Raw genomic sequence first — 25,248 nt, 5'->3', positions numbered from 1 at the left:
ACTTAAAGATGAAGCACGCCGGTGCTGAACCGCAGCGCCGGCTCAACGTCCACCGCCAGCCATGTCGGGCCGTCGAGGTCGGCGAAGCGCGCCAGCGGCGCCAGGGGGAGCGCGGCGGCGATCCCGCGCGAGGTGCAGAGCATACAGCCCAGCATCCGTTCAAAGCCCTGCCGTTCCGCCTCCCCGGCCAGGGCCAGCGCTTCGGTCAGGCCGCCGGTTTTGTCCAGTTTGATATTGATCATCTCATAGCGCCCGCGCAGCCTCGGCAGGCTCTCCCGGGTATGGCAGCTCTCGTCGGCGCAAATCGGTAACGGATGAACGAAGTTTTCCAGCGCCGCATCGGCGTCGGCGGGGAGCGGCTGCTCAAGCATCGCCACGCCGAGGTCCGCCAGCAGCTGGCAGCGCGCCGCCAGCCCCTCGCTGTGCCAGGATTCATTGGCATCGACAATCAACGTGGCCTGCGGCGCCGCCTGGCGAATAGCGATTAACCGCTCGCTGATAAGCCGGTCGTCGAGCTTCACCTTCAACAGTTGAGCACCCTTCTGCCACAGCGCCGCGGCGCTGGCCGCCATCTGATCCGCCGTGCCAATGACCACCGTCTGGGCGGTGATCACCCGCTCGGGCAACGTCACTCCCAGCAGTTGGGGCAAGGTTTTGCCTTCGCGCCGCGCCTGCAGATCCCACAGGGCGCAGTCAATGGCATTGCGCGCGGCGCCTGCGGGCAGCAGCCGCTGCAGCTGTTCGCGGGTAAGTCCCGCCTCCAGCTGCTCGCCGATCGCCATCACCTGGGCCATGACCGACGCGATGCTTTCGCCATAGCGTGGATAAGGCGTGCATTCGCCCACGCCTTTCACACCGTCCTCTTCCAGTTCCACCACCACCACTTTTGCTTCGCTGCGGCTGCCGCGGGCGATCACAAAGGGGGTGTGGAGCGGCCAGGCTTCCTCATACACTCGCACGTTACGCATTCCCTTGTCCTCTCTGGTCAATGTTAAATAGGGTTTGCCGTGTAGCTGGCGGATGTCATACACTACTCGCGACGTTAACTATATGTAAACAGGAAGATAACCATGTCACAAACCGTGCATTTCCAGGGCAACCCCGTTTCTGTTCAGGGCACCATTCCGCAGGCAGGCGCTAAAGCGCAGCCGTTTACGCTGGTCGCCAAAGATCTCTCTGACGTCGCGCTGAGCCAGTACGCCGGCAAACGTAAAGTACTGAATATTTTCCCGAGCATTGATACCGGCGTGTGCGCCGCATCAGTGCGTAAATTCAACCAGCTGGCCGCTGAACTGGACAACACCGTGGTGCTGTGCATTTCCGCTGACCTGCCGTTCGCCCAGTCTCGCTTCTGCGGCGCCGAAGGCCTGAGCAACGTGGTGACCCTTTCCACGCTGCGCGGCGCATCGTTCCTCGCTGACTACGGCGTCGCTATCTCTGCCGGTCCGCTGGCTGGCCTGGCCGCTCGCGCCGTGGTCGTTATCGATGAAAACGATCAGGTCGTCTACAGCCAGCTGGTGAACGAAATCACCGAAGAGCCAGACTACGACGCCGCGCTGGCCGCCCTGAAAGCCTGATAACAGACTGCCCTGGCGCAGCGCGCCTGCGGACATTCGCTTTGCTCAGCCCCCGCTCTGCGGGGGCTTTTTATTGCCGCGGCGCATAGCGGGAAATCGTCCGCGCCATCGCCGGACCGGTCAGCAAAATGGTAAACAGCCGCAGCGTCTGCAGCGCCATGATGAACGACATATCCGCCCGGGTACCGGCGGCGATAATCGCCACGGTGTCCAGCCCGCCGGGGCTGGTGGCCAGATAGGCGGTCATAAAGTCCATCGGCAAAATATGAGTCAGGGCAAGGGCCATCAGGGCGCACATCAGGATCAGCCCGAGGATGGAGGCGATAATCTGCGGCAGCGTCTTCAGGGCCAGTAGAAAAACCGCTTTGTTAAACTGCAGGCCCACCGTCCAGCCCAGCACCGCGTAGGCCATCGCCAGCAACCACTCCGGCAGCTCCAGCATCACCCAGCCGCCGCCCTGGACCAGCGCGCCGAACAGCATCGGCAGCAGCATGGCGCCGGAAGGGATACGCAGCCGGACGCCCAGCCAACAGGCCGCCGCCGTCAGCAACAGCGTGATAGGAAAATTGAGGGTCAACGGCGCAAACCAGACGATGGCCTGGCTCATTGCCTGCGCCTCGTTGCCCAGGGCATAGCGCACCACCAGCGCCGCCGCGCCGACGACAAACAGCACCCGTAGATACTGCATCAGCGCCACCAGCCGCACATCTGCCCCGTACTCCTGAGCCATCACTACCATTGCCGACGCCCCGCCGGGAGAGCTTCCCCAGGCGCCGGTGGCGCCCGGCAGCGCGCTATAGCGAACCAACAGCCAGCCGGTGAGACCACTGATCGCCAGGGTGGTCAACAGGATCGCCAGCACCAGCGCCCAGTTAGCGAACAGTACGCCAAAAACAGAGGGATTAATCGCCCTGGCGATCATGCAGCCAACAATGGCCTGCGCCGCCAGATAACAGGGGCGAGGTATGCTCAGCTTCACCCCGCGCAGGCTCAAAATGAGACCGGCGATCAGCGGCCCCAGCAGCAGCGCTGCCGGCAAATGAAGGCGTAACAGCAGCGAGGAAAAGAGAACGGAGAGCAGCAGCAATATCAGCCACTGCCCGATCGCGCGACGCGACGCCAAGATGCACCACCCCGGAAAAAGAATTAAAAAACCAGTATATACAGGTTTGGCCCGCTTTGCAGGCCGAATGCCGGCGACATAGGTCGCCGGCCTGGCGGGATTATTCGTCGCCCTTTTTCTGACTCAGACCATATTCACGCAGCTTATTAGCGATGGCGGTATGCGACACCCCCAGCCGCTTCGCCAGCTTACGGGTGCTGGGGTAGCTGCGATAGAGCTGGGTCAGCACCGAGCGCTCAAAACGGCGGGTAATGTCGTCCAGCGACCCTTCCATGGCCTCCTCGCCCACCGGCAGCGAGGCGACGTCGTGGTCCGGCAGCAGAATGTCCTGCGGACGCAGTTCGAATCCTTCCAGCTGGGTTAGCGCGCGATAGACAGCATTCTTCAGCTGACGAACGTTGCCGGGCCAGCTGTAGCGGGTAAGCACCGTACTCAGGTCGGCGGAGAGCTTCGGCCGCGGGATCCCCTGCTCATCAGCAAAGCGGGCAACAAACAGCTCCGTCAGCGGCATAATGTCCTGCGGGCAGTCGCGCAGCGGCGGTAGATACAGGGTCAGGACGTTGAGGCGATAGTAGAGATCTTCGCGGAACAGCCCTTTCTGCACCAGCTCGACCAGGTTTTTCTGCGTCGCGCAGATCACCCGCACATCGACGTGTACTTCATGATCCTCGCCGACGCGGCGGAAGGTGCCGTCGTTGAGAAAGCGCAGCAGCTTGGTCTGCATTCGCGGCGACATCTCGCCAATTTCATCCAGCAGTACCGAACCGCCGTTGGCCTGCTCGAAGAAGCCTTTTTTGCCCTGCAGGGCGTCGCCGAACAGTTCGCTCTCGACCGCGTCCTCGGGAATGGAGCCACAGTTAAGCGCCAGATAGGGTTTGCCCGCCCGCGGGCTGGCCAGATGGCAGGCATGCGCCAGCAGATCTTTGCCGGTGCCCGTATCGCCGACAATCAACAGCGGCGCGCTGAGCATCGCCAGCTTGCGCGCTTGCTCCACCACGTGGCGCATTTTCGGCCCCACCGCGAGGATCTGACTGAAGGCGCTGGTGTCCTGGCTGGTCATGGTCTGCAGCTGCCGTCCCATGCGCACGGTTGAGCGCAGCATCGCCACGGCGCCGGTCAGCACTCGCTCGTTATGCTCCCCTTCCAGATAGACCGGGGTCACTTCCAGCAGGTAGTTCTGCCCGTTCACCACCACATGCTCCGCATGCGTCTCCTGCGGGCTACTTTCCAGCCAGCGCTGGACGTTGAAATCGGCGATCAGCTGGGCCACCGGATGGTTGCGCAGCTTCGCCTGGCTTTGGCCAAACAGCAGGCAGCTGGCGGGGTTGGCCAGTTCGACCCTGCCTTTGGTATCCAGCGACAGCACCGGCTCCGGCATCGCCACCAGCAGCGCGCTGAGCGCAAGATGTTCACGCTCAGATGGCATCCACGGCACGGTGCGCACGTCTGTCACGCCGGCGATACGGCGGATCTCCGCCATCAGGCTGCTGAAGGTGGCAAACTCCAGTTCGGCAAAATTGAGGTAGATACGGCCAATAGGGTCAATATCGATACCACGCAGATCAATGCCGCGCAGCACCAGCAAATCGAGCAATTCACGAGTCAGACCGAGGCGGTCTTCACAAAAGACTTCAAGACGCATGGGAGTGTTCACCCTAAAAGTGCCAATGACCGGAGAATAATAGGCCAGGAATGGACTTTCGGGAAGCTAACTGTCAACAATTATTGACAGCATGGCGGAAAAATGGGCGTTGCGCCGTAAAGTCAGGCGGTCAGTGGTGAAATTGACGCCAGGGCGAGCCGGGATTCTACATAACCTCAAGGCCGGGCAAGGCGAAGCCGCCGCCCGGCAATGTCTCTGAGCGGAGGTTACTTCTCCGGACTGGTTTTGCTTTTCTGCAGGGTCTCTTTCAGCTGGCCAATCAGCTCGCGACGAAAATCGCCGAGCCGCGGTTTATCATCGGCGAGCCACGGCAGTGGGCGGCACAGCTCCATCGCCTTGATCCCGAGGCGGGCGGTGAGCAGGCCGGCGCCGATGCCCTGCGCAGCGCGCGCCGACAACCGGGCCGCCAGATCCTGCGACATCCAGTCCATGCCCACCTCGCGCACCAGTTCGCTGGCGCCGGCGAAAGCGATATTCAGCAGCACCAGGCGAAACAGGCGCAGGCGGCTGTAATACCCGAGCTCAATGCCGTACAGGGTGGCAATCCGGTTGATCAACCGCAGATTGCGCCAGGCGATAAACGCCATATCCACCAGCGCCAGCGGGCTGACGGCGATCATCAGCGTCGACTCCGCCGCCGAACGGCTGATTTCCCGCCGCGCCTGAGCATCAAGCACCGGCTGCACCAGTTGGGCATAGAGGCTGACCACTTCCCGGTCGCTTTGCGTTTCGTGGATGGCGGCATACCAGCGCTGCAGCGCCGGATGCGACTGATCCAGCCCGGCCTGCTGCGCCAGCTTCTCACAAAAGGCTTTCCCTTTACCGACCGCGTGACTGTGCAGCATATCGCGGGCTTCATCGCGTTCGTGGGCGCGCTGGCGCAGTCGCCACAGGCGGCGCCACTCGGTGGCCACCGATCCGACGCCGGCGCCGACGATCAGCGCCCCGGCGACGCAGCCGCCCAGCGCAATCCAGTCCTGGGTCTGCCAGGCGTTGGCGGTCCACTGCACCCCTTGCGCCACGACGCTGAGGCCGAAGATCGCCAGGCCAGCGCTGACCATCCGCCGCCACAGACTGCGTTTCGGCCGCAGCACTGACTCCACCACCGCTTCTGCCGCCCCCTCTTCCTCTTCGCCGGTCACCAGACGCGCCGGCGCGAAGTTATCGGCTTCCAGTCGGTCGAAGGCGCGAGCGCTTTTCAGCGGCGGCGTTTTTTCCGCCTGCAGCGGGCCATCAAAATCAATCCGCGGTTTTAACGGTTCGCTCATCGCAGTTTATCTCCAATCAAAAATTCCAGCGCCGCGTCGAGGCGAATGTGCGGCAAGGGCCGATCGACATCCATGACCTGCGGACGAAAGTTTTCAAACTGAAAGCCCTGCTGCTGCCAGAAGGCCTGGCCCGGCAGGCGCGCCGGCACCTCGCCGGGATAGATGGTCAACGGCTGGCCGTCGCTCAGCCGATTGCCGCGCAGGGCGGGAATTTTCTCGCCGTTCAGCTCAATCCGCCCGCTCTGGGTCGCCTGAATGGACGCCAGCCCCAGGCAATCCATACTGATCCCCTCGAAGGCGGCATTCTGCCATGCATCCTGGATCAACTGCTGCAGGAGCGACACCATATTGCTGTGCTGATCCACCGTGACGTGGTCGGCTTTGGTGGCAGCGAACAGCAGCTTGTCGATGACCGGCGAAAACAGCCGGCGAAATAAGGTGCGCTGCCCGTAATGGAAACTTTGCATCAGCTGGGTCAGCGCCAGGCGCATATCGTTAAACGCCTGCGGCCCGCTGTTGAGCGGCTGCAGGCAGTCCACCAGCACAATCTGCCGGTCGAAGCGCAGGAAGTGCTCTTTGTAGAACCCCTTCACTACCTTTTCGCAGTAGTACTTATAGCGTTCGCGCAGCATGCCGGCGTTGCTGTGTTTATCAGCTTGCGCCAGCTTGGCTTCGCCGACGGCGTCGACGTCTGGCCATGGGAAGAACTGTAGCGCCGGCGCGCCGGCCATTTCGCCGGGCAGGACAAAGCGCCCGGGCTGGATAAAGTGCAACCCTTCGCGCTTACAGGCGTGCAGATAGTCCGTCCAGGCGGCGGCGATGTCGGCCAGACGGGCCTCGTCGGCAGGAGCCAGCGGATCCAGCCCGGCGCAGAGCTGCCGCCAGCGGGCCGACCACTCTGCACGCTGTCCCTGCAGGAGTCCGGTCATCTGCCGCGACCAGCTCAGATAATCCTGCGCCAGCATCGGTAAATCGAGCAGCCACTCCCCCGGATAGTCGACAATCTCCAGATACAGCGTGGAGGTGTCTTTAAAGTGGCGCAGCAGGGAGTCATTGGAACGGTAGCGCAGCGCGAGACGGATCTCGCTCACGCCGCGCGTCGGGGTTGGCCACATGGGCGGCTGGCCGTACAGCTGGGCCAGCCCTTCATCGTAGGTGAATCGCGGAATGCCGAAGTCCCGCTGCGGCACGCGCTTGACCCCAAGCAGTCGCTCTTCGCGCGCGGCGCTCAGCAGCGGCAGGCGGGCGCCGGTGTGAATATTTAGCAGTTGGTTGACCAGCGCGGTGATAAACGCCGTTTTGCCGCTGCGGCTCAGGCCGGTCACCGCCAGGCGTAAATGCCGGTCAACCCCGCGGTTGACCAGCGCATTCAGTTCAGTTTTCAGTCGCTTCATCGCCAGTCCGTTATGCCCTGAAGGTGTGTCTCGTCATCATAAGCTATCCGCCGGGAATAAGCAGGACAACGTTAATCCTTTTGCGCCTTCCCCACGGCGGCGTTATTTCATCCCGCGCATGACGCGGTTGGCCAGCCGGCTGAGCAGCGGCTCCAGCGCCACCGCCAGCAGCATTTTCAGCGGCCGCCGCGCGACCGATTTGACCGCCCAGCCGGCAACGCCCGCCGGGCCATAACGCAGCGCGGTCAGCAGCGCCAGCTTACCGACGATTTTCAGACCGGGCTTCACCTGCTGCCCGGCGCGTTGCCATTTGCTATTCATGCGTTGCCTCACTCGTTAACAACAGGGTTTACAGCTGACGAAAGCGGCTGCGCAGCGTAAAGGTGTCGGAGGTGACGTACCGTTCCATCTCACGCAGACGCTGTTCGCCGGAGGCCAGTTCGGCATCCACGGCGGCCAACAGATCGCCATTGCTCGGCGCTTTATGGCCGTACAGCTCACTGTCCGGCATCGGGTCCAGGGCGAAGGTCAGAATGATGTAGGCCACCAGGACGAAGAAAAAGAGGCCAAAAATCATCGCCAGCACGGTAATCAGGCGCACCAGCTTCACCGGGACGTCAAGATGCTGAGCAATGCCCGCGCAGACGCCCTTCACCATTCCGCGCTGCGGAATACGCCACAGTTTTTTATTCAGATCCAGTCCAGCCATTATTTGTCTCTCCAGTTCGGATGTTCGGCATCCAGGATCGCTTCCAGCGCCTGAATGCGCTCGCGCATCCGCTTCGCGTCATCGGTCAACTGCAGCAGCCGTTGCTGCTCATTTTGCGTCAGACTGCCGTTGGCGCCGCGATTGTTGTAGTGCAGCCATAGCCAGACCGGCAGAACAAACAGCACAAACAGCGTCAGCGGAATGGCGAGAAAAAGCATGCTCATGTGTACTCCTTACAGGGGGTGAGCCGCGGCGCAACGCCGCGCCGCGCAATCGTACTTACTGGTTGGACTGATTCATTTTGGCTTTCAACGCCGCCAGCTGCTCGCTGATTTCATCGTCCGCTTTCAGTTCGGCAAACTGCTGATCCAGCGTCTGCTGCTTGCCAAAGCGGTGGCTCTCCGCTTCCGCTTCCATCTGATCGATGCGACGCTCAAAGGATTCAAAGCGCGCCATCGCCTCATCCAGTTTACCGCTGTCCAGCTGGCGACGCACATCGCGCGACGAACTCGCCGCCTGATGACGCAGCGCCAGCGCCTGCTGACGAGCGCGGGTTTCGCTGAGTTTGTTCTCCAGCTCGCCAATCTCTTTCTTCATCCGCGCCAGCGTTTCATCCACCAGCTGCACTTCGTGGTCCAGCTGCGCAATAAGGTCGGTCAGCTTCTGTTTTTCGATCAGCGCCGCCCGGGCCAGATCCTCTTTCTCTTTGCGCAGGGCCAGCTCGGCCTTTTCCTGCCATTCCGCCTGCTGGGCGACCGCCTGCTCAATACGACGGGTCAGCTGTTTCTTTTCGGCCAGCGCGCGGGCCGACGTGGAACGTACCTCAACCAGCGTGTCTTCCATCTCCTGGATCATCAGACGCACCAGCTTTTGCGGGTCCTCCGCTTTCTCCAGCAGGGAGTTGATGTTGGCGTTCACGATGTCGGCAAAACGAGAAAAAATACCCATAATTTCAGTCCTCATAGTTCTGGTTGCAGGCATTCACCTGTGGGTTAGCTAATACAAATGGCGTGCCAACTTTTTATCTTATTGATTTTAAACAGAGTGGTTGCGAATTGCGCAGGGCATTGCTACATTCACCTGGTTAATCCCACTATTTAATGGCGAAATTCATCATGGCGCAGTACAAGGATAATCTGCTGGGCGAGGCCAACAGCTTTCTCGAGGTGCTGGAACAGGTTTCCCGACTGGCTCCGCTGGATAAGCCGGTGCTGGTCATCGGCGAGCGCGGTACCGGGAAAGAGCTTATCGCCAACCGTCTGCACTACCTCTCCGCCCGCTGGCAGGGGCCGTTTATCTCGCTGAACTGCGCGGCGCTGAACGACAATCTGCTCGATTCGGAACTGTTCGGCCACGAAGCCGGGGCCTTCACCGGCGCCAGCAAGCGCCATCCCGGGCGCTTCGAGCGCGCCGATGGCGGGACGCTGTTTCTCGATGAGCTGGCGACGGCCCCGATGCTGGTGCAGGAGAAGCTGTTGAGAGTGATTGAATATGGCGAGCTGGAGCGCGTGGGCGGCAGCCAGCCGCTGCAGGTTAACGTCCGGTTGGTGTGCGCCACCAACGCTGACCTGCCGCGCATGGTGGAGGAAGGCCACTTTCGCGCCGACCTGCTCGACCGTCTGGCCTTCGACGTGGTGCAGCTCCCGCCGCTGCGCGAACGGCAGAGCGATATCATGCTGCTCGCCAACCAGTTTGCCATTCAGATGTGCCGCGAGCTCGGTCTGCCGCTGTTTCCCGGCTTCAGCGAACGTGCCACCACAACGCTGCTCGGCTACCACTGGCCGGGGAATATTCGTGAACTGAAGAACGTCGTCGAGCGCTCGGTCTATCGCCATGGCGACAGCGAGCACGAGCTGGACGCCATTATCCTCAACCCTTTCCGTCAGACCGCCGCCTCCGTGCCGGAGGCCGCGTCCGGGGACGAACTGCCCGCCCTGCCGCTGGATCTACGCGATTTTCAGCTACAGCAGGAAAAACGCCTGCTGCAGCGGAGTCTGCAGCAGGCGAAGTATCATCAGAAGCAGGCGGCGGAGCTGCTGGGGTTAACCTATCACCAGCTCCGCGCGCTGCTGAAAAAGCATCAGCTGTGAGAGGTACGCGGCAGCAGCAGCGCGCTCACCGCCATCGCCCCCAGGCATAAGGCGGCGTTGAACCACAGGGCATACTGGGCGGCATGGGCCATGCCCAGCGGCAAAAACAGCGCGAAAAGTGACGCTGTCACGGCAATGCCCATCGCTCCGCCCAGCGAGCTGCCCATCTTGTAGATCCCCGAGGCGACGCCAATTTTGTTCTCCGGCGCGTTGGCCACCGCCGTATCCGTTGACGGCGTGGCGTAGCAGCCCAGGCCGAGGCCGAACAGCACGTTGCTGGCGAATACCACGCCGATATACAGCGCCTTATCGAGGAAGGTGCAGGATATCAGGCCGATGGCGATGGCGGTCAGCACCGGGCCGGCCATCATCGGCAGCCGGGCGCCATAGCGCTGCAGCAGCTTCTCGCCGACCCGGATCATCGCCAGGACGGTGACCAGATAGCCGAGGGTCATCATTCCGCTCTCCAGCGGCGTCAGGTGGTGCCCTTGCTGTAGCCAGATGCTGGCGATCATCATGGTGCCAATCGCCCCGTTGAGCAGAAAGTTCGACAGCACCGCCGCACCGTAGGCCCGGTTGCGAAACAGCGCAAAATCGATCAGCGCCGCCTCGCCTTTGCGCAGCCCGCTGCGAATAAACACCGCGCCAGCGATCATCCCCCCCGCCAGCATGCTCAACGACAGCGGACTGGCCCAACCCCAGCCGTGGCCTTTGCTGATAAACAGGTTCACCAGCACCAGCCCGACGATCAGGCTCAGCAGGCCGCCAACGTCCAGCTTATGCTGGCTGGCGCTGGCGCTGCGGCTCTCCGGCGTGCCGCGCAGCAAAAACAGCGCCAGCAGAGCGACGGCAATGGAGAAGACGAAGATCCAGCGCCAGCCCAGGCCGGTGGCGATAGCTCCGCCAACGAAAGAGCACAGGCCGCTGCCGCCCCACGAGCCGATGACCCAAAAGCTGACCGCCCGCTGACGCGCGCGCCCCTGGTACCAGGTCTTAATCAGCGCCAGCGTCGCCGGCATAATGCACGCCGCCGACAGCCCCTGCAGCACCCGGCCGGCGAGGAACAGCCCCGGCCCCTGGGCCAGTACCAGCATGGCGCTGCCGATGATGCTCAGCCCCAGTCCGAGGGTGGTCATCCGCATGCGGCCAAACTTGTCCGCCAGACCGCCGCTGGCCACCACGAAACAGCCGCTGAACAGCGCGCTGAGGCTGACGGCCAGGGTTAGGGTCTCAAGGGAAATATCAAGACTGCTTTTCATCGCCGGCACGACGTTAATCACCGACTGGGCAAACAGCCAGAAGGTTAAAACGCTCAGCACAATCCCTACCAGCAGACGATCGCTGCCGACAAAGGGGGTGTCGCTTACGGTGACAGTGCTCATTGCATGGCCCTCCCGTTTCCGGTGATTAACGCAGATAGTGTTCCGTCAGGCCGCACCACAGCGCCGCCCCGCTTAGCAACAGCGCGTCGTTGAAGTCATAGCCCGGGTTATGCACCATGCAGCGATCCGGCTCGTCCCCAGCGCCGATAGTGAAATAACTGCCGTGGGGGTGCTGCTCCAGCATGAAAGCGAAATCTTCACTGCCCATAAACGGCTTCACCTCGCCCACCTGCTCTGCGCCAAACAGCGCTGTCGCCACCTCCCGCACCATAGCGTTTGCCGCCGGATCGTTACGCAATACCGGGCTGCCGTTGACGTGGGTCAGCGTGGCCGTGGCGTTGAAGCTCTCCGCTTGGGCCACGGCAATGTCATGGATCCGCTGCAGCACGGTCTCACGTACCTGCTCATTGAGGGTGCGCACCGTGAGCTTCATCAGCACGTGATCGTTAATGATATTGGGCGCATGTCCGGCCTGGATGCTGCCGACGGTTACCACCGCCGGCTCAAACGGGGTGATATTGCGCGAGACGATGGACTGCAGCGCGAGGGTAATATGGCAGGCCACCAGCGTGGCATCCACCGTATGCTCCGGCACCGCGCCGTGGCCGCCAACGCCCTTCACTTCAATATGCAGCGTATCGGAGGAGGCCATCATCGCCCCGTCGCGCAGGCCGATTTTACCCAGCGGCTGACCCGGCATATTGTGCAGGCCGAAGATGGCGTCGCAGGGAAACTGGTCAAACAGACCGTCCTCGACCATTACCCGCCCACCGTACAGTAACTCTTCCGCGGGCTGGAAAATCAGCTGCAGCGTCCCGTTAAACTGGCGTGTGCGCGCCAGATATTCAGCCGCGTAGAGCAGCGTGGTGGTGTGCCCGTCATGGCCGCAGCCGTGAAAGCGCCCTTCGACCTGGCTTGCCCACGGCTTCCCGCTCCGCTCCTGCATCGGCAGCGCATCCATATCGGCCCGCAGGCCGAGGCGTTTTTTTCCGTGGCCGACGCGCAGCGTGCCCACCACTCCGGTGCCCGCCAGGCCGCGGTGAACCTCGTATCCCCACTCGCCAAGCAGTCGGGCGACCTCGCTGCTGGTCTGATGCTCTTCAAAGCCGATCTCCGGCTGCTGGTGGAACCGGCGACGTAAGGCAATAAATTGCGCCTCGTTGACCTGCAAGGCTTCAAGCAACGGATGTGTCATTTTTTTTATTCCTGTGTTGTGTTTGCACGACACTTTCGAGTTTATGCGGGTGAAACAGCTTTCAGGCGCGGTTTTTTGTTTTATATTGACGAGAAATCAATGAGTGTTTTTCATACATATCGGTTATGACAAAAAACAACCGGTTGCTTTTTGTCGACAGAGGAGAGCCATGTGGAGCAGCATTCAGGCGACTTTAGCGTCACCGTGCGCGATGTGCGTCAGCTGAGCCAGCCGGAAAGCGATTTGCTGACGCTGCTGTGGGTGCTGGAAGGGAGCGTAAATCTAACGGAGGCGGAAGGTGCGCCGCAGCAGCTTGCCGTCGACGAGCTGGCGATCGTTAACCGCAACCGTCGCTGGAGCCTGCGCAGCGCCGGGGGCAACGCGGTGATGATCCTGACCCTCGCCGCCAGCTGGCTGGCCCGCCTCGACACCACTTTTTTTGCCGTCGACTACCAGATATCGCCGCGCACCCGGGATGCCGATGACGGCCTGCGCCGCCTGATGCGCCAGCTGCTGGTGAGCGGTCTGGTCAATCATCCCGACCATTACCGGCTGGAGGCCAACCGCTGGTTGAGCGAGATAGCGCTGCTGCTGGCCACGCGCTTCAGCCAGCCCATCGTCTCCACGCCGCGGCGCGATTCAGAAAAATGGAGCCGGAGGATAGCCAGCGTGGTGGCGCGGATCGACGCCAACTATCAGCGCCGTCTCTCTTTACAGGAGGTGGCGGCCGCAGAGTTTGTCTCCGAGGCCTGGCTGTCACGCCTGTTTCACAAGGAGGTTGGGGTCAGTTTTGTTCAGTACCTCACCGCGCTGCGCCTGCGCCACGCCGCCGACCAGCTGTTAACCACCCGCAAACCCGTTCAGCAAATTGCCCGCGAACAGGGGTTCGCCAGCACGCGAATGATGAGCGATCTGTTTAAGCGCCACCATGGCGTGACGCCGCGCCAGTATCGCGAGCAGTCCCCCCGGGAGCCTGGCCGACCGCGCCCGCCGCAGGGAGATCGCTGGCAGCCGGTGGCCGTGGACCGGCTCTACGCCCGCCTTAATGAGCCGGAACCACCCGACAGGGAGAGCCAGCCGCTGCTGATCAATCCGCCGCAAACCCGGGAGATCAACCTGCACCAGCGACCGGCGCGCGCCGCAGTGCTGCGCCATACCCGGATGGTGGTGACCGTGCGCGAGCTGGACGATCTGCTGCGGGAGGACGTGCGCCGCGAGCTGGAGCAGTTGCACCGCGTCCTGCCTGTGTATGCCATCGATATCAACGACGCCTTTCTCAGCAGCCGCCTGTTCGGCACCGGCTGGGACGATCCGCAGATGGCTGGCTACGCCTGCTGGTACAACCTGCAGCAGATCTTCAGCTGGCTGGCGGTGATGGGCTGGCAGGTGATCCTGCATACCGGGGTCACCACCCGCAGCGACCTGCTGCAGCGCTTCCTGCAACTCGCTGCCAACCATTTTCCGCCGGCGACGCTCAGCAGTTGGCGCTTTGTCTGGCACTGGTCGCCGCAGGCGAGCGAAGCGGCTCGCCAGGCCGCCTGGCGGCAGCAGCGCGAGGTTCTTCACCGTCTTCTGCCCCAGCCGCAGCTGGGGATCTGGCACCGCTTTGCCGCCAGCGCACCCGGGGACGATCCCCTGTTCCACTCGCCGCTGCTGGCGGAAGCCGATTTTCTCGCCTGCCAGGCGGATGCCAACGAACAGCTCGATCTGGCCCAGGCGGACAGCAGCAGTCTGGCCTCCAGCGAGCACTATCCGGCGCATAAGCTGCGGCAGATCCACAGCGCCCTGCGTCAACGTCAGCTCAACCTGCCGCTATGGCTGCTCTCGTGGAATACGCTGACCGGCGATACGCGGGATACTAACGGGCGCTTTTTTCGCGGCGCGCTGTTGATGGATAATCTGCTGGGGGTCGCTGACCAGGTCTGGCTGGCGGGCTTCTGGTTAAATTCCGGCCTTCAGGGCGAAGCCCGCGCCAACGGCAAGCTGGATACCTCCAGCCTGGCGCTGCACTACCTGCACGGGCTGCCGCGCCCGGTTTACTGGGTGCTGTGGCTCTGGCGACGGCTGCGCGGCGAGATCCTGTTCCACGACAAAAACCTGCTGCTGCTCCATCATCAGGGGCACTACCAGCTACTGCTGCGCAATACGGTGGTCTACAACCCATGGCTCTCCAGCGAAGCGGCTTTTATTCAACGCTTCAGCCAGCCGTACAGTGTGCGGCTGCAGGGGCTCAAGGGCCGCTGGCGCGTCAAACAGCACCTGTTCGATCAGCACCACGGCGCGCTGTTCCCGCTGGTGGACGCCTTTCGCAGCCGCAGCGGCCCCGACGCCGAAGATTATCAGTGGCTGATGCATCAGGCTCGTCCGGCGCTCAGCGTGGAGGAGGCCCGGCTCGATGGCCACTGGCTGCGGGTCGACTCGCTGGAGAGCAACGCCCTGGCGCTGTACGAATTTACCCCTCAGCTCTCCCCCGGCGAGGATCCTGACGCCTGAAGCAAACCGTGAATTTTGCGCTGGCTCTCCGTCGTCGCCGGGTTGAAAACCAGCAGCGACAGATCGGGGCGGCCTTCCACGGCAAAAGAGGTGAACTCCAGATCGAGCGGGCCCATCTGCGGGTGGTTAATGCGCTTATAGCCTTCGCCGTGGCCGGCGACGTCATGGCTTTGCCAGAAACGGGCGAACTCGACGCTTTGCTGGCTGAGCTCCGCGATCAGCTGGTCAGTTTCTTTCGTGGCGCCCATCCGCGTGACGTCGGCGCGGAAGGCGTTAACGATAAGCTGCCCAACCGTCTGCCAGTCCTCCAGGGTGCAGCGGGCCTCAGGCCGGGTAAACAGGCGGCGCAGCACGTTGCGCTCCGCCAGCGGCAGCTGGCCGTAGTCGGTCAGCACCCTGGCCGCCGCCGCGTTCCAGGCGATCACGTCCCAGCTGGCGGTACGGATAATCGCCGGAATGGTGAAAGCGTCGAGCACCCGCTGCAGCCGCGGCGTCATATCATCCGTGACCGTCAAACGGGTCTGCGGCGGATGACCGAAGGCGAGAATAAACAGATGTTCGCGCTCCGGGGTGGTCAGCCGCAGACCGCGGGCGATCCGCTCCAGCACCTCGCGGGAAGGCGCCCCGCCGCGGCCCTGTTCAAGCCAGGTATACCAGGTCGGGCTGATGCTGGCCAGCTGGGCGACCTCTTCACGACGCAGGCCCGGCGTGCGCCGGCGTCCCGCCGGGAAGCCAAACGTCGCCGGGTCGAGACGCTGACGCCTGGCGCGGAGAAAATCACCTAAAGCATGATTGTCAGAAGTGTTCATCATCTGCCTGTGAGTCTGCCTGTTAGAATTTATACCCCGATAATGTCTCTACTTTTATAGTATGACATCGTGGGTAGGATACGCCTGAAAACCCGTTCAGGAGGTTCATGATGCGTATATTTCTTACCGGCGCGAGCGGATTTATCGGCTCGCGTATTCTTCCGGCGCTGCAGGCGTCCGGTCATCAGGTTATCGGCCTCGCGCGCACCGACGCTACGGCGCAGGCCCTGGAAGCGGCAGGCGTCGAGGTGCATCGCGGCACGCTGGATGCCCCCGATTCGCTGCTGGCGGGCGTCGAGCGCGCCGACGCGGTGATCCATACCGCTTTCGACCACGACTTCAGCCGCTTTGCCGCCAACTGCGAGAAAGACCGCCAGGCGATTCTGACCATGGGCCAGGCGCTGCGCGGCAGCGAGCGGCCGCTGGTCATCACCTCCGGCACTCTGATGGGCGACGACGGGGGCGGCGCCCCGGCCCGCGAGTCGTGCTTTAACGCAGCGCACCCCAGTCCGCGCACCGCTTCAGAGCTCGCCGGCCAGCAGCTGCTGGAGGCGGGAGTGGACGTCCGGGTGGTTCGCCTGCCGCAGGTGCATGACACCGTGCGCCAGGGGCTGCTGACCTGCTATATCGAGCGCGCGGTCGCCAGCGGCGCGGTGGCCTTGCGCGGCGAGGGGAACAACCGCTGGTCCGCCGCCCATGTCGATGACGTCGCGCGCCTGTACGTCAGCGCCCTGCTGCAGGGCGCTGCGGGCGAACGCTACCATGCGGTGGCTGAAGAGGGGATCGCGTTACGTGAGATTGCCGCAGTCATCGCCCGGGGTTTAAATCTGCCGCAGACCCAGTTGGATGAGACGCAGGCCGACGCCTGGTTCGGCTGGTTTGCCCCCTTTACCACCCTTGAGCTGCGCGCCAGCTCGGCATGGACCCGCGAGCGATTGCAGTGGCAGCCGGTCGGCCCCGGGCTGCTGGAGGATTTACGGAATATGGATTACCAAAAAGTGACGTTGTCACAATAAGCGAAGACGTTCCATCCCTTTATTACACCCGACGGGTAGGGTTAGCCGCCCGTCGGACCATCTGCTTTCTCCCCGCTATACTGAATTTATCCTCGGCGTTAGCGTCGCTTCCACCGTCCGGTCAACCGCGGCCAAACAGAGCTGACTGGCGATATCGGCGATAAAAAGTTACCATGTTTCATTATACAGACTCGGTTCCGCGACTATTTTAATCAATTGACTGAATACTATACGCCCCCGGTAACCGCATTATCCCTCAGGCTTGTTGAAGGCGGTGGTGAATGTCTATGAATCTTAATAAGATAGAGTTCAACTCTATAATCAAACAGAAAATATGCGCCTGAAATTGTCATCTCTCCTGGCAGCGGTTTCCCTGCTGTGTGGGCAGGCTTTTGCCGCCCCTGCGCTTCCCGACCGCGCCGATATTCGCGACAGCGGTTTCGTCTATTGCGTCAGCGGCCAGGTGAATACCTTTAATCCGCAGAAAGTGAGCAGCGGACTGATCGTCGATACGCTGGCTGCGCAGATCTACGATCGCCTGCTTGACGTCGACCCTTATACCTATCGGCTGGTCCCCGAGCTGGCGGAGAGCTGGGAAGTCCTTGATAACGGCGCCACCTACCGTTTTCACCTGCGTCGCCACGTCCCGTTTCAACGCACGGCATGGTTCTCCCCGACGCGGGATTTCAACGCCGATGACGTGATCTTTACCTTTGGCCGCATCTTTAACCGCGATCACCCTTGGCACAACGTCAACGGCAGCAGCTTCCCCTATTTCGACAGCCTGCAGTTTGCCGACAGCGTGGAAAGCGTCCGCAAGCTCGATAATCAGACCGTGGAATTTCGCCTCAAGCGGCCGGATGCCTCATTCCTCTGGCATCTTGCCACCCACTATGCGTCGATTACCTCCGCCGAATATGCCGCCCGCTTAACGCAGGACGATCGTCAGGAACAGCTCGATCGCCAGCCGGTGGGCACCGGCCCGTTCCAGTTGTCCGAGTACCGCTCCGGACAGTATGTTCGCCTTCAGCGCCACCCCGGGTACTGGCGCGGCAAACCGTTGATGCCGCAGGTGGTGGTCGACCTCGGCTCCGGCGGTACCGGCCGCCTGTCAAAACTGCTGACCGGCGAATGCGACGTGCTGGCCTGGCCGGCCGCCAGCCAGTTGACGATCCTGCGTGACGACCCGCGCCTGCGCCTGACGCTGCGTCCGGGGATGAACATTGCCTGGCTGGCCTTCAACACCGCCAAGCCGCCGCTGGACAACCCGGAGGTACGCCACGCGCTGGCGCTGGCCATCAACAACCAGCGCCTGATGCAATCCATCTACTACGGCACCGCGGAGACGGCGGCGTCGATGCTGCCGCGCGCCTCCTGGGCCTACGATAACGACGCTAAGATTACCGAATATAATCCCCAGGAGGCTCGTGCTCGTCTGAAGGCGCTGGGGCTGGAAAATCTTACCCTCAAGCTGTGGGTTCCCACCAGCTCGCAGGCGTGGAACCCCAGCCCGTTGAAAACAGCCGAGCTGATCCAGGCGGATATGGCGCAGATTGGCGTCAAAGTAATCATCATGCCGGTGGAGGGGCGCTTCCAGGAGGCGCGGCTGATGGACATGAACCATGACCTGACGCTCTCCGGCTGGGCGACGGACAGTAACGATCCGGACAGCTTCTTCCGGCCGCTGCTGAGCTGCGCGGCGATCGCCTCGCAAACCAACTTTGCCCACTGGTGTAACCGGGAATTTGATGACGTGCTGCAAAAAGCGCTGCTCTCGCAACAGCTCTCCTCGCGGATGGACGCTTACAAAGAGGCCCAGCGCATCCTCGCCCGTGAACTGCCGGTCCTGCCGCTGGCCTCGTCGCTGCGGTTGCAGGCCTATCGCTATGATATGAAAGGTCTGGTGCTTAGCCCCTTCGGTAACGCTTCCTTCGCTGGCGTATCGCGGGAGAAAAACGAAGAGGTGAAAAAACCATGATTATTTTTACCCTGCGCCGTCTGCTGCTGCTGTTGGTCACCCTCTTTTTTCTGACCTTTGTCGGCTTCAGCCTGAGCTACTTCACCCCCCATGCCCCGCTGCAGGGCGCGACCCTGTGGAATGCGTGGCTGTTCTGGTTTGAAGGGGTACTACACTGGGATTTTGGCGTCTCCAGCATCAACGGCCAGTTGATTTCCGAGCAGTTGCGCGAGGTGTTCCCGGCGACCATGGAGCTGTGCATCCTCGCCTTCGGCTTTGCCCTGCTGATTGGCATTCCGGTGGGGATGATTGCCGGTGTGATGCGCAACAAATGGCCCGATACCCTGATCAGCGCCGTTGCGCTGGTCGGTTTTTCGATCCCGGTCTTCTGGCTCGCGCTGCTCCTGACCCTCTTCTTCTCCCTGACCCTCGGCTGGCTTCCGGTCTCCGGCCGCTTCGACCTGCTGTATGAGGTGAAAAACGTCACCGGTTTCGCGCTGATCGACGCCTGGCTTTCGGACTCGCCGTGGCGCCATGAGATGATCGTCAGCGCCGCCCGGCATATGGTACTGCCGGTGCTGACCCTGGCGGTAGCCCCTACTACCGAAGTGATCCGCCTGATGCGCATTAGCACCAGCGAGGTCTATGACACCAACTACGTCAAGGCGGCCGCCACCCGCGGCGTGTCGCGACGCAAAATTCTACTGCGCCACGTGCTGCACAACGCCCTGCCGCCGGTGATCCCGCGCCTCGGCCTGCAGTTTTCCACCATGCTCACCCTGGCGATGATCACCGAGATGGTGTTCAGCTGGCCCGGACTGGGCCGCTGGCTGATCAACGCCATTCGTCAGCAGGACTACGCGGCGATCTCCGCCGGAGTAATGGTGATTGGCGCGCTGGTGATTATTGTCAACGTGATTTCCGATATTCTCGGTGCCATGGCTAACCCACTGAAACATAAGGAATGGTATGCCCTACGATAGCACCTACACAATAAATATTTTTGTCAATTAAAAACAATGAGTTAAATTTTTAAATTGTGCAATTTTCCTGATTTTAATACACAATTTTGTACACATTGTTTTTGACGTCATCTCCGACAGTCATCAGTTAGGTGGCTGTCGGAGTTCCCTTCCTACGTTTCCTCCACACCTTCTATACTTTCAGTCTGAAGACTGGAGGTAACCATGTGCGGACGATTTGCCCAATCACAGACACGCGAAGAATACCTGGCTTATCTTGCAGAAGAAGCTGAGCGCGACATCGCATACGACCCTGAGCCGATTGGGCGTTACAACGTGGCGCCGGGGACTAAAGTTTTGCTCCTGAGCGAACGAGACGAACAACTGCACCTCGATCCGGTTCACTGGGGTTACGCACCCGGGTGGTGGGATAAACCGCCTCTGATTAACGCACGCGTCGAAACGGCAGCCGCTAGCAGAATGTTTAAACCTCTCTGGCAACATGGCCGGGCGATCTGCTTTGCTGATGGATGGTTCGAATGGAAAAAAGAAGGCGACAAGAAGCAGCCCTACTTTATCCATCGAGCCGATGGCCAGCCGATATTCATGGCGGCAATCGGGAGTACACCATTTGAACGTGGAGACGAAGCCGAAGGCTTTCTGATTGTCACCGCAGCAGCAGATAAAGGGCTGATAGATATTCACGACCGCCGGCCACTGGTTTTGTCACCGGAGGCAGCACGCGAATGGATGAGGCGGGATATCGCAGGGAAGGAGGCAGAGAAAATAATTGCAGATGGCGCTCTGTCAGCAGACCATTTCACATGGCGCCCAGTTTCACGCGCGGTGGGTAACGTGAAGAATCAGGGACCTGAATTGATTGAGGCTATCAAAAGCCTGTAGCTTTAATGACGTCCGGAATGTGCCATAAGCGGAACTTGCTAACATCATGCTATATTAGTTAGCTGGGAGCACATGATATAAGCCATAACCATGTCCTTTTTACAAATCTTATGAAATAAGAAATAATAAATCGGAAATTTCCCTGTGATAAATGAGGGGTTCTAATGGATACTAGAGCAGAAAAGAGAAACCCTGTATAAACAGGGATTTAATTTTCCGCATGATGATAATTTAACCTCGAAAAAATTCACCTTCATTATAATCAATATTTATAATTATCGTCGGAATTACAGGTCCCTGCTCTGAAATAAGTAAATTTAAATATTGCTCAAACTTATGTTGTATTAACTTTGCAACCTGAATGCCATATTTTTTTAGAAAATAATCATAACGAGTGCGATAATACCAGACAAAATCATCAGAATCTATTTGTAAGAGGCTCAAAAGACTGACATCATCGATCATAAAACCAAGGTTTTGAATATGGCTAGGAATATATCCAGATGACTTATAGAAACGCCTTTGACGATCATAGCCCTTCATAGTTACGCCATGATAACTTGTCAGCAAGTCATCTATCATTTTTGACCATTCGCATGTCCTGTCTATATCGCCATTTTTGAATTTAACCTCTCTTCCCATGGTTTGAAATTTGAGCATTTCATCGATGACTGCATCTAAGTAATTTTTTGTTACACCGAGACTTTTACTTGACGAATTTTCTGGCCAACCTATCACGTAAGGTCCTGTATCTTCAGGATATTTATAGTTCCACGCTTCATATTTCGGCATCATCAGATACTTGGCGCAATCAGCGAGTCCCGGTTGATATCCACCAAGTTTGTACGTCCCTATTTTATTACCAGATGCTTTAGTACCAGGATATAAGGTCAGCAATTCTTCCCGGTTAACCGATTCAAGTAACTTCCTTTCTTTTTCTGTTGAAGGTCCATCGGGCAATAAATTGTTTTTTTCTGAGCACTTGCCCTGTAATAAAACGGCACGGACTTTTTTAAAACCATTTTGGCTGTTAAATTCATTGAAGATAAACAAAAGGTCTGCTAGTTCGCAGTTAAGGACTTCATCTTTCCTGGCTTTAAGACTTACCTGATTCGTGTTGCCGTAACTCGTAGAGGAGTTTTTCACATTTTCGTACTTGCTTACGGTAAACTTTGCCTGAGGTGTGCCATCAACCCAAACTGAGTTTGCGCTGACTTTAATATATGGATTGTTGTTTAAGTATGTTGTTTTAACTTCAGAAACAATGTGATCAAGAGCTTCTACAGAATGTAGGTTTCGTAGTCCCCACCGTTCAAGCGAGGCTCTTTTTTTGTTTTTCTTGTTCAAGTAAACCTTGCGCCAGCGCTCCCAACTTAAAGGTTCTGTCATCATATTCATTCCATCGAAGATTCGAATAATGATTATATACGGATTATCTAGAGCCTTGCGACAGGAATATCACTCCAGCGTGATCTGCTCCGCGTTGATTAACACGTCGCAATGTTAGTAATGCGACTATTTGGCTACGAGCTCAACTGCTAGCCTCCGCTCCTCGTTCACCGCAGACCTTCAGTCCAGTGAGCTTGTCCGCTCTGTGCCAAATGCTGACGCTCAGGAATTGAGTTTCAGGTACTTTAAAAGCGAGGCTAGCGACTCGACAGGTCCAGCGTGACAACTAGGTGAGCGGGTTTCATCCCAGGGCATTGCATCATCAGTGCAGAAGTCTCCTGCACATTCCATTTCAAGACGTTCGTCAATTAAACCAACAGGAACCCAGACATAAGGTACGTCTCGCAGACTGTTAGGCACAGTTGAGCCACATACATTGCAAAAATCTGTACGGTACCCCGTTGGCTTAGACCATGAAGCAATGCAGTTTTCCCCTTTAATCCAGCGAAACTCACTGTCTTTGACTAGTGTGGCGAGATTGTAACCCACACCGCTCTGCTTTCTGCAAAGCGAGCAATGACAACGATAAAACACTGCTGGTTTATGAGTAAGTTCAAATTCAATTGTTCCACACAAACAAGATCCATTCATTTCAAAACCATTCCTGCAAGGTCTAAGAGATTTTATGAAACATTACCATCTTTTTGTACTGAATAGGAGCGCTCTTTTTGGCAACTCAAAATCAGCTATCAGTCGGTCTGAATATCCGCTCTTCGCTCTAAGCGGACTGTTGTAGCAGCATAACCACTACCGTTAATGGCCTAATCATCTAACTTTGAGCAGGTCACAGAACCTCGTAGTATAGCGAGGCGAAAGCATTTCCCGCTTCATCTGCCAGGCAGTCTGGATCCCCTGCCCTGCAAAATACAGTGTCCCCCTGCCATCCTTTGCGTTGAGATGGTCGAGAACTTCCATCAGTTTCTCGCTATTTTTCCGTGGTGCGTTGTCGTCGAAGAGGTTGAGCTGCGCAACGCCCTGGCTGTAGAAATCCCCAAGCATCACCCCTGCTTTTTGGTAGCGATGTCCGTCTCGCCAGATTACATCGAGGCATTTCGTCGCCGCGGTAATTATGTCCCGGCTATCCTGGGTTGGCGTAAGCAGCTTTACAGATGCGCTGTTGCCGTAATATGGCTCGTTGAGCGCAAAGGGGCTGGTTTTGACAAAAGCGGAGATAAACCGGCAGTACTGATGCTCGCCGCGAAGTTTCTCGGCTGCGCGCGATGCATAGCTGCATATCGCCTGTCGCATTTCATGATATTCAGTGATGCGGCCACCGAAAGAACGGCTGCACACAATTTCCTGCTTTACCGGCGCGAATTCTTCAAGACCAAGGCATGGCTCGCCACGCAGCTCACGTACTGTTCTTTCCAGAACCACATTAAAATGCTTCCGGATAAACCTGATATCTGTATCCGCCAGTTGAAGCACTGTTTTAATGCCCATTGCCTCCAGTTTTTTACTGAGGCGGCGCCCGACTCCCCAGACCTCATCCACCGGAAGCAAAGCCATCAACTTCCTCTGCCTTTCCTGATTAGACAGATCCACCACTCCTCCGGTCTGCCGCTGCCACTGTTTCGCAGCATGATTGGCCAGCTTCGCCAGGGTTTTAGTCTGGGCGATGCCCACTCCGACAGTAAGGTGTGTCCTGCGCAGTACCGTCTCGCGAATTTCCCTGCCAAAGTCGGTAAGATCGCGACAGTTACGCACACCAGTCAGATCGCAAAATGCCTCATCAATACTGTAAATTTCGCAGCGTGGAGAGAGTTCCTCCAGCGTTGTCATCACTCGGTTGGACATATCGGCATAAAGCTCATAGTTGCTGCTAAACGCGATAATACCGTGCCGGCGAAACATGTCCTTTTGCTTGAAATAAGGCTCACCCATTTTGACGAAGGGCTTAGCCTCTTGCGAACGGGCGATCACGCAGCCGTCGTTGTTTGACAGGACGACCACCGGCCGCCCCTTCAGGTCAGGACGAAATACGGTCTCGCACGATGCGTAAAATGAGTTCACATCGCAAAGTGCAAACATTTCAGCCAGCCGATTTAATGATGTACGTAACCACCCCGAACACATCGAGAGTATCCTCGCTATCGACGACTATCGGCGAATATGCAGGGTTCATTGGGTTAAGCTGAACCCGCGGATGCAGCTGCAGCTTCTTAACGGTGAATTCCCCATCCACTGCAGCGATAACGATATCGCCATGAACTGCTGTCCTTGAGCTATCCACAACAAGAAGATCACCCTCCCCTATGCCGGCGTCTTTCATACTGTCGCCCGCGGCTTTGACAAAATACGTCGCACTGGGGTGGTTAACGAGCAACTCGTTCAGATCGATGCGTTGCTCAACATAATCCTGTGCAGGACTTGGAAAACCACATTGCACAAGGTCGCTGTACAACGGGAGCAGCATGATCTGACGTAACTCAACGGGAGTGTAGAACTGCATAATAGTCTCGCTCACATTAATACTGTTTTTATATACAGTAGTTTTAACAGGGCGACATATCAATATAGGCTCTGGCTATCAATTTATGTCATTGCCGTAACACATTGATGTAACGAGTAAGGTAAGTCTTAAAGTGTTTTCAGGCCTTAGCTGTTTGATGGTTTTACAAACAGGGTGCGGTTAAAATTTTTCAGCTATGGCAATGCCTTCATAGCAAATTGCTCACCTGCGATCTCTTGCATACGGTTCGCAGGTGAGCAAACTTAACCGGCTGGTAAATATTTATAAATCGTCTTCACTCCCTCCTATCACATAGGCCGCCGATCCGATGTTTTAACTGCTCAGACCAGAAATATCTGGAAGCTTTAGGCATCTTCTTGGAAGATAGATGAGCGCAAAGACGCACACAGCAATGATGTTATGTAGTATTTTCCCCTTGAGTGTGCCTGCTCAAGGGGATTTTTTATCGCCGTATTGTACTGGCAAATATTTGTAAATAGTCTTCACCCCCACGCCTGTCACATCGGCCACACGCGACTGGACAAGCGGTTAGTCCGGTATGTTTCTCGCGCTACTACTGCTTACGTTAACGTCTGGTAATGATCTAGCGGCGCGACGTAAAGCGGCGTTGAAAGCAATTATAGTGACCGGCCGGCGTTGGTACTTCACACGGTTAGAATGGCTCTGAAATAAAAAAACATCTTCTGGATAGCGTTCTCTTCTACGAGCAATGATCCCCTCCACTGGAGGGGTTGATTCAACACGTAGCTCCTTCAGGTGACCCTGTTTTCGTATCAGTATCAAGC

General features: G+C 58.6%; 23 protein-coding genes and 1 pseudogene. 7 read left to right on the top strand and 17 right to left on the bottom strand.

Features of this window, described 5'->3' with window-relative positions; all coding sequences use genetic code 11:
- Positions 1 to 2 precede the first annotated feature (2 nt).
- The gene (gene ycjG, locus ACQUTI_RS24625) at positions 3 to 968 is read right to left on the bottom strand and encodes an L-Ala-D/L-Glu epimerase (protein ID WP_043521190.1); all 966 of its coding nucleotides are present in this window, start codon (positions 966 to 968) and stop codon (positions 3 to 5) included.
- Positions 969 to 1,070: 102 nt separating this feature from the next.
- On the opposite strand from ycjG, the gene tpx reads away from it, so the two are divergent.
- Complete coding sequence (gene tpx / locus ACQUTI_RS24620) at positions 1,071 to 1,577, top strand: thiol peroxidase (RefSeq protein WP_004203917.1); 507 nt, start codon at positions 1,071 to 1,073, stop codon at positions 1,575 to 1,577.
- Between the two features lie 70 nt (positions 1,578 to 1,647).
- Here tpx and ACQUTI_RS24615 read toward each other — a convergent pair whose 3' ends face one another.
- The 8 genes from ACQUTI_RS24615 to pspA form a co-directional block, all read right to left on the bottom strand.
- Positions 1,648 to 2,700: an AbrB family transcriptional regulator gene (locus ACQUTI_RS24615; RefSeq protein ID WP_004203916.1), complete on the bottom strand. Its 1,053-nt coding sequence runs from the start codon at positions 2,698 to 2,700 to the stop codon at positions 1,648 to 1,650.
- A gap of 100 nt (positions 2,701 to 2,800) precedes the next feature.
- Entirely contained in the window at positions 2,801 to 4,342 is a 1,542-nt protein-coding gene (gene tyrR / locus ACQUTI_RS24610) for a transcriptional regulator TyrR (protein ID WP_004203915.1), read from the bottom strand.
- A 227-nt stretch (positions 4,343 to 4,569) separates the two neighbouring features.
- Positions 4,570 to 5,631: a YcjF family protein gene (locus ACQUTI_RS24605; protein ID WP_335895016.1), complete on the bottom strand. Its 1,062-nt coding sequence runs from the start codon at positions 5,629 to 5,631 to the stop codon at positions 4,570 to 4,572.
- Positions 5,628 to 7,025: a YcjX family protein gene (locus tag ACQUTI_RS24600; RefSeq protein WP_335895017.1), complete on the bottom strand. Its 1,398-nt coding sequence runs from the start codon at positions 7,023 to 7,025 to the stop codon at positions 5,628 to 5,630. The genes ACQUTI_RS24605 and ACQUTI_RS24600 overlap by 4 nt, the downstream gene beginning before the upstream one ends.
- Positions 7,026 to 7,127: 102 nt before the next feature.
- Positions 7,128 to 7,346 (bottom strand): phage shock protein PspD, encoded by a 219-nt coding sequence (gene pspD, locus ACQUTI_RS24595; protein WP_168234195.1) that lies wholly within the window; start codon positions 7,344 to 7,346, stop codon positions 7,128 to 7,130.
- A 28-nt stretch (positions 7,347 to 7,374) separates the two neighbouring features.
- The gene (gene pspC, locus ACQUTI_RS24590) at positions 7,375 to 7,734 is read right to left on the bottom strand and encodes an envelope stress response membrane protein PspC (RefSeq protein ID WP_004203911.1); all 360 of its coding nucleotides are present in this window, start codon (positions 7,732 to 7,734) and stop codon (positions 7,375 to 7,377) included.
- On the bottom strand, positions 7,734 to 7,958 hold the full coding sequence (gene pspB, locus ACQUTI_RS24585) for an envelope stress response membrane protein PspB (RefSeq protein WP_002901911.1): 225 nt from the start codon (positions 7,956 to 7,958) through the stop codon (positions 7,734 to 7,736). Before pspB ends, pspC begins: the two co-directional genes overlap by 1 nt.
- Before the next feature lie 55 nt (positions 7,959 to 8,013).
- The gene (gene pspA / locus ACQUTI_RS24580) at positions 8,014 to 8,682 is read right to left on the bottom strand and encodes a phage shock protein PspA (RefSeq protein WP_004203910.1); all 669 of its coding nucleotides are present in this window, start codon (positions 8,680 to 8,682) and stop codon (positions 8,014 to 8,016) included.
- 152 nt (positions 8,683 to 8,834) lie between these two features.
- Here pspA and pspF point away from each other — a divergent pair, with 152 nt between their 5' ends.
- Complete coding sequence (gene pspF / locus ACQUTI_RS24575; protein ID WP_017900793.1) at positions 8,835 to 9,824, top strand: phage shock protein operon transcriptional activator; 990 nt, start codon at positions 8,835 to 8,837, stop codon at positions 9,822 to 9,824.
- On the opposite strand, the gene ACQUTI_RS24570 is transcribed toward pspF, so the two are convergent.
- On the bottom strand, positions 9,815 to 11,206 hold the full coding sequence (locus ACQUTI_RS24570) for an MFS transporter (RefSeq protein WP_126494417.1): 1,392 nt from the start codon (positions 11,204 to 11,206) through the stop codon (positions 9,815 to 9,817). The genes pspF and ACQUTI_RS24570 overlap by 10 nt on opposite strands.
- 25 nt (positions 11,207 to 11,231) lie before the next feature.
- Complete coding sequence (locus tag ACQUTI_RS24565; RefSeq protein WP_004203907.1) at positions 11,232 to 12,401, bottom strand: M20 aminoacylase family protein; 1,170 nt, start codon at positions 12,399 to 12,401, stop codon at positions 11,232 to 11,234.
- A 171-nt stretch (positions 12,402 to 12,572) separates the two neighbouring features.
- Here ACQUTI_RS24565 and ACQUTI_RS24560 point away from each other — a divergent pair, with 171 nt between their 5' ends.
- Positions 12,573 to 14,894, top strand: coding sequence for a helix-turn-helix domain-containing protein (locus tag ACQUTI_RS24560; RefSeq protein ID WP_211774277.1), 2,322 nt, complete (start codon positions 12,573 to 12,575; stop codon positions 14,892 to 14,894).
- On the opposite strand, the gene ACQUTI_RS24555 is transcribed toward ACQUTI_RS24560, so the two are convergent.
- Positions 14,861 to 15,703 (bottom strand): helix-turn-helix transcriptional regulator, encoded by an 843-nt coding sequence (locus ACQUTI_RS24555; RefSeq protein WP_049093361.1) that lies wholly within the window; start codon positions 15,701 to 15,703, stop codon positions 14,861 to 14,863. The genes ACQUTI_RS24560 and ACQUTI_RS24555 overlap by 34 nt on opposite strands.
- Positions 15,704 to 15,810: 107 nt before the next feature.
- On the opposite strand from ACQUTI_RS24555, the gene ACQUTI_RS24550 reads away from it, so the two are divergent.
- From ACQUTI_RS24550 to ACQUTI_RS24535, 4 genes are all read left to right on the top strand, one after another.
- Positions 15,811 to 16,719: an SDR family oxidoreductase gene (locus ACQUTI_RS24550; protein ID WP_428923399.1), complete on the top strand. Its 909-nt coding sequence runs from the start codon at positions 15,811 to 15,813 to the stop codon at positions 16,717 to 16,719.
- Positions 16,720 to 17,053: 334 nt separating this feature from the next.
- Entirely contained in the window at positions 17,054 to 18,697 is a 1,644-nt protein-coding gene (gene sapA / locus ACQUTI_RS24545) for an ABC transporter substrate-binding protein SapA (protein WP_023318043.1), read from the top strand.
- Positions 18,694 to 19,659 (top strand): putrescine export ABC transporter permease SapB, encoded by a 966-nt coding sequence (sapB, locus tag ACQUTI_RS24540; protein ID WP_017900865.1) that lies wholly within the window; start codon positions 18,694 to 18,696, stop codon positions 19,657 to 19,659. Before sapA ends, sapB begins: the two co-directional genes overlap by 4 nt.
- Before the next feature lie 204 nt (positions 19,660 to 19,863).
- Positions 19,864 to 20,541 carry an SOS response-associated peptidase gene (locus ACQUTI_RS24535; protein WP_004892492.1) on the top strand — a complete coding sequence of 226 codons (678 nt, stop codon included), beginning with the start codon at positions 19,864 to 19,866 and terminating at the stop codon, positions 20,539 to 20,541.
- Positions 20,542 to 20,772: 231 nt separating this feature from the next.
- Here the strand turns inward: ACQUTI_RS24535 and ACQUTI_RS24530 are convergent, their stop codons facing one another.
- From ACQUTI_RS24530 to ACQUTI_RS24510, 5 genes and pseudogenes are all read right to left on the bottom strand, one after another.
- Positions 20,773 to 21,933, bottom strand: coding sequence for a lysogenic conversion protein (locus ACQUTI_RS24530; protein ID WP_428923398.1), 1,161 nt, complete (start codon positions 21,931 to 21,933; stop codon positions 20,773 to 20,775).
- Between the two features lie 219 nt (positions 21,934 to 22,152).
- On the bottom strand, positions 22,153 to 22,581 hold the full coding sequence (locus ACQUTI_RS24525; protein ID WP_001554382.1) for a GFA family protein: 429 nt from the start codon (positions 22,579 to 22,581) through the stop codon (positions 22,153 to 22,155).
- Positions 22,582 to 22,755: 174 nt separating this feature from the next.
- Positions 22,756 to 24,021: a Y-family DNA polymerase gene (locus ACQUTI_RS24520; RefSeq protein WP_004892495.1), complete on the bottom strand. Its 1,266-nt coding sequence runs from the start codon at positions 24,019 to 24,021 to the stop codon at positions 22,756 to 22,758.
- A gap of 1 nt (position 24,022) precedes the next feature.
- The gene (locus tag ACQUTI_RS24515) at positions 24,023 to 24,442 is read right to left on the bottom strand and encodes a translesion error-prone DNA polymerase V autoproteolytic subunit (protein ID WP_004892498.1); all 420 of its coding nucleotides are present in this window, start codon (positions 24,440 to 24,442) and stop codon (positions 24,023 to 24,025) included.
- A gap of 549 nt (positions 24,443 to 24,991) precedes the next feature.
- Positions 24,992 to 25,248, bottom strand: a pseudogene (locus ACQUTI_RS24510) (hypothetical protein); the annotation flags it as partial.

Origin of the sequence: Klebsiella sp. 7-CIP_Kleb. (genome assembly GCF_050378655.1) — a bacterium.
Lineage (GTDB): Bacteria > Pseudomonadota > Gammaproteobacteria > Enterobacterales > Enterobacteriaceae > Klebsiella > Klebsiella quasipneumoniae.
The sequence above is the reverse complement of the archived record's forward strand: the minus strand, read 5'-3'. Positions and strand labels throughout refer to the sequence as shown.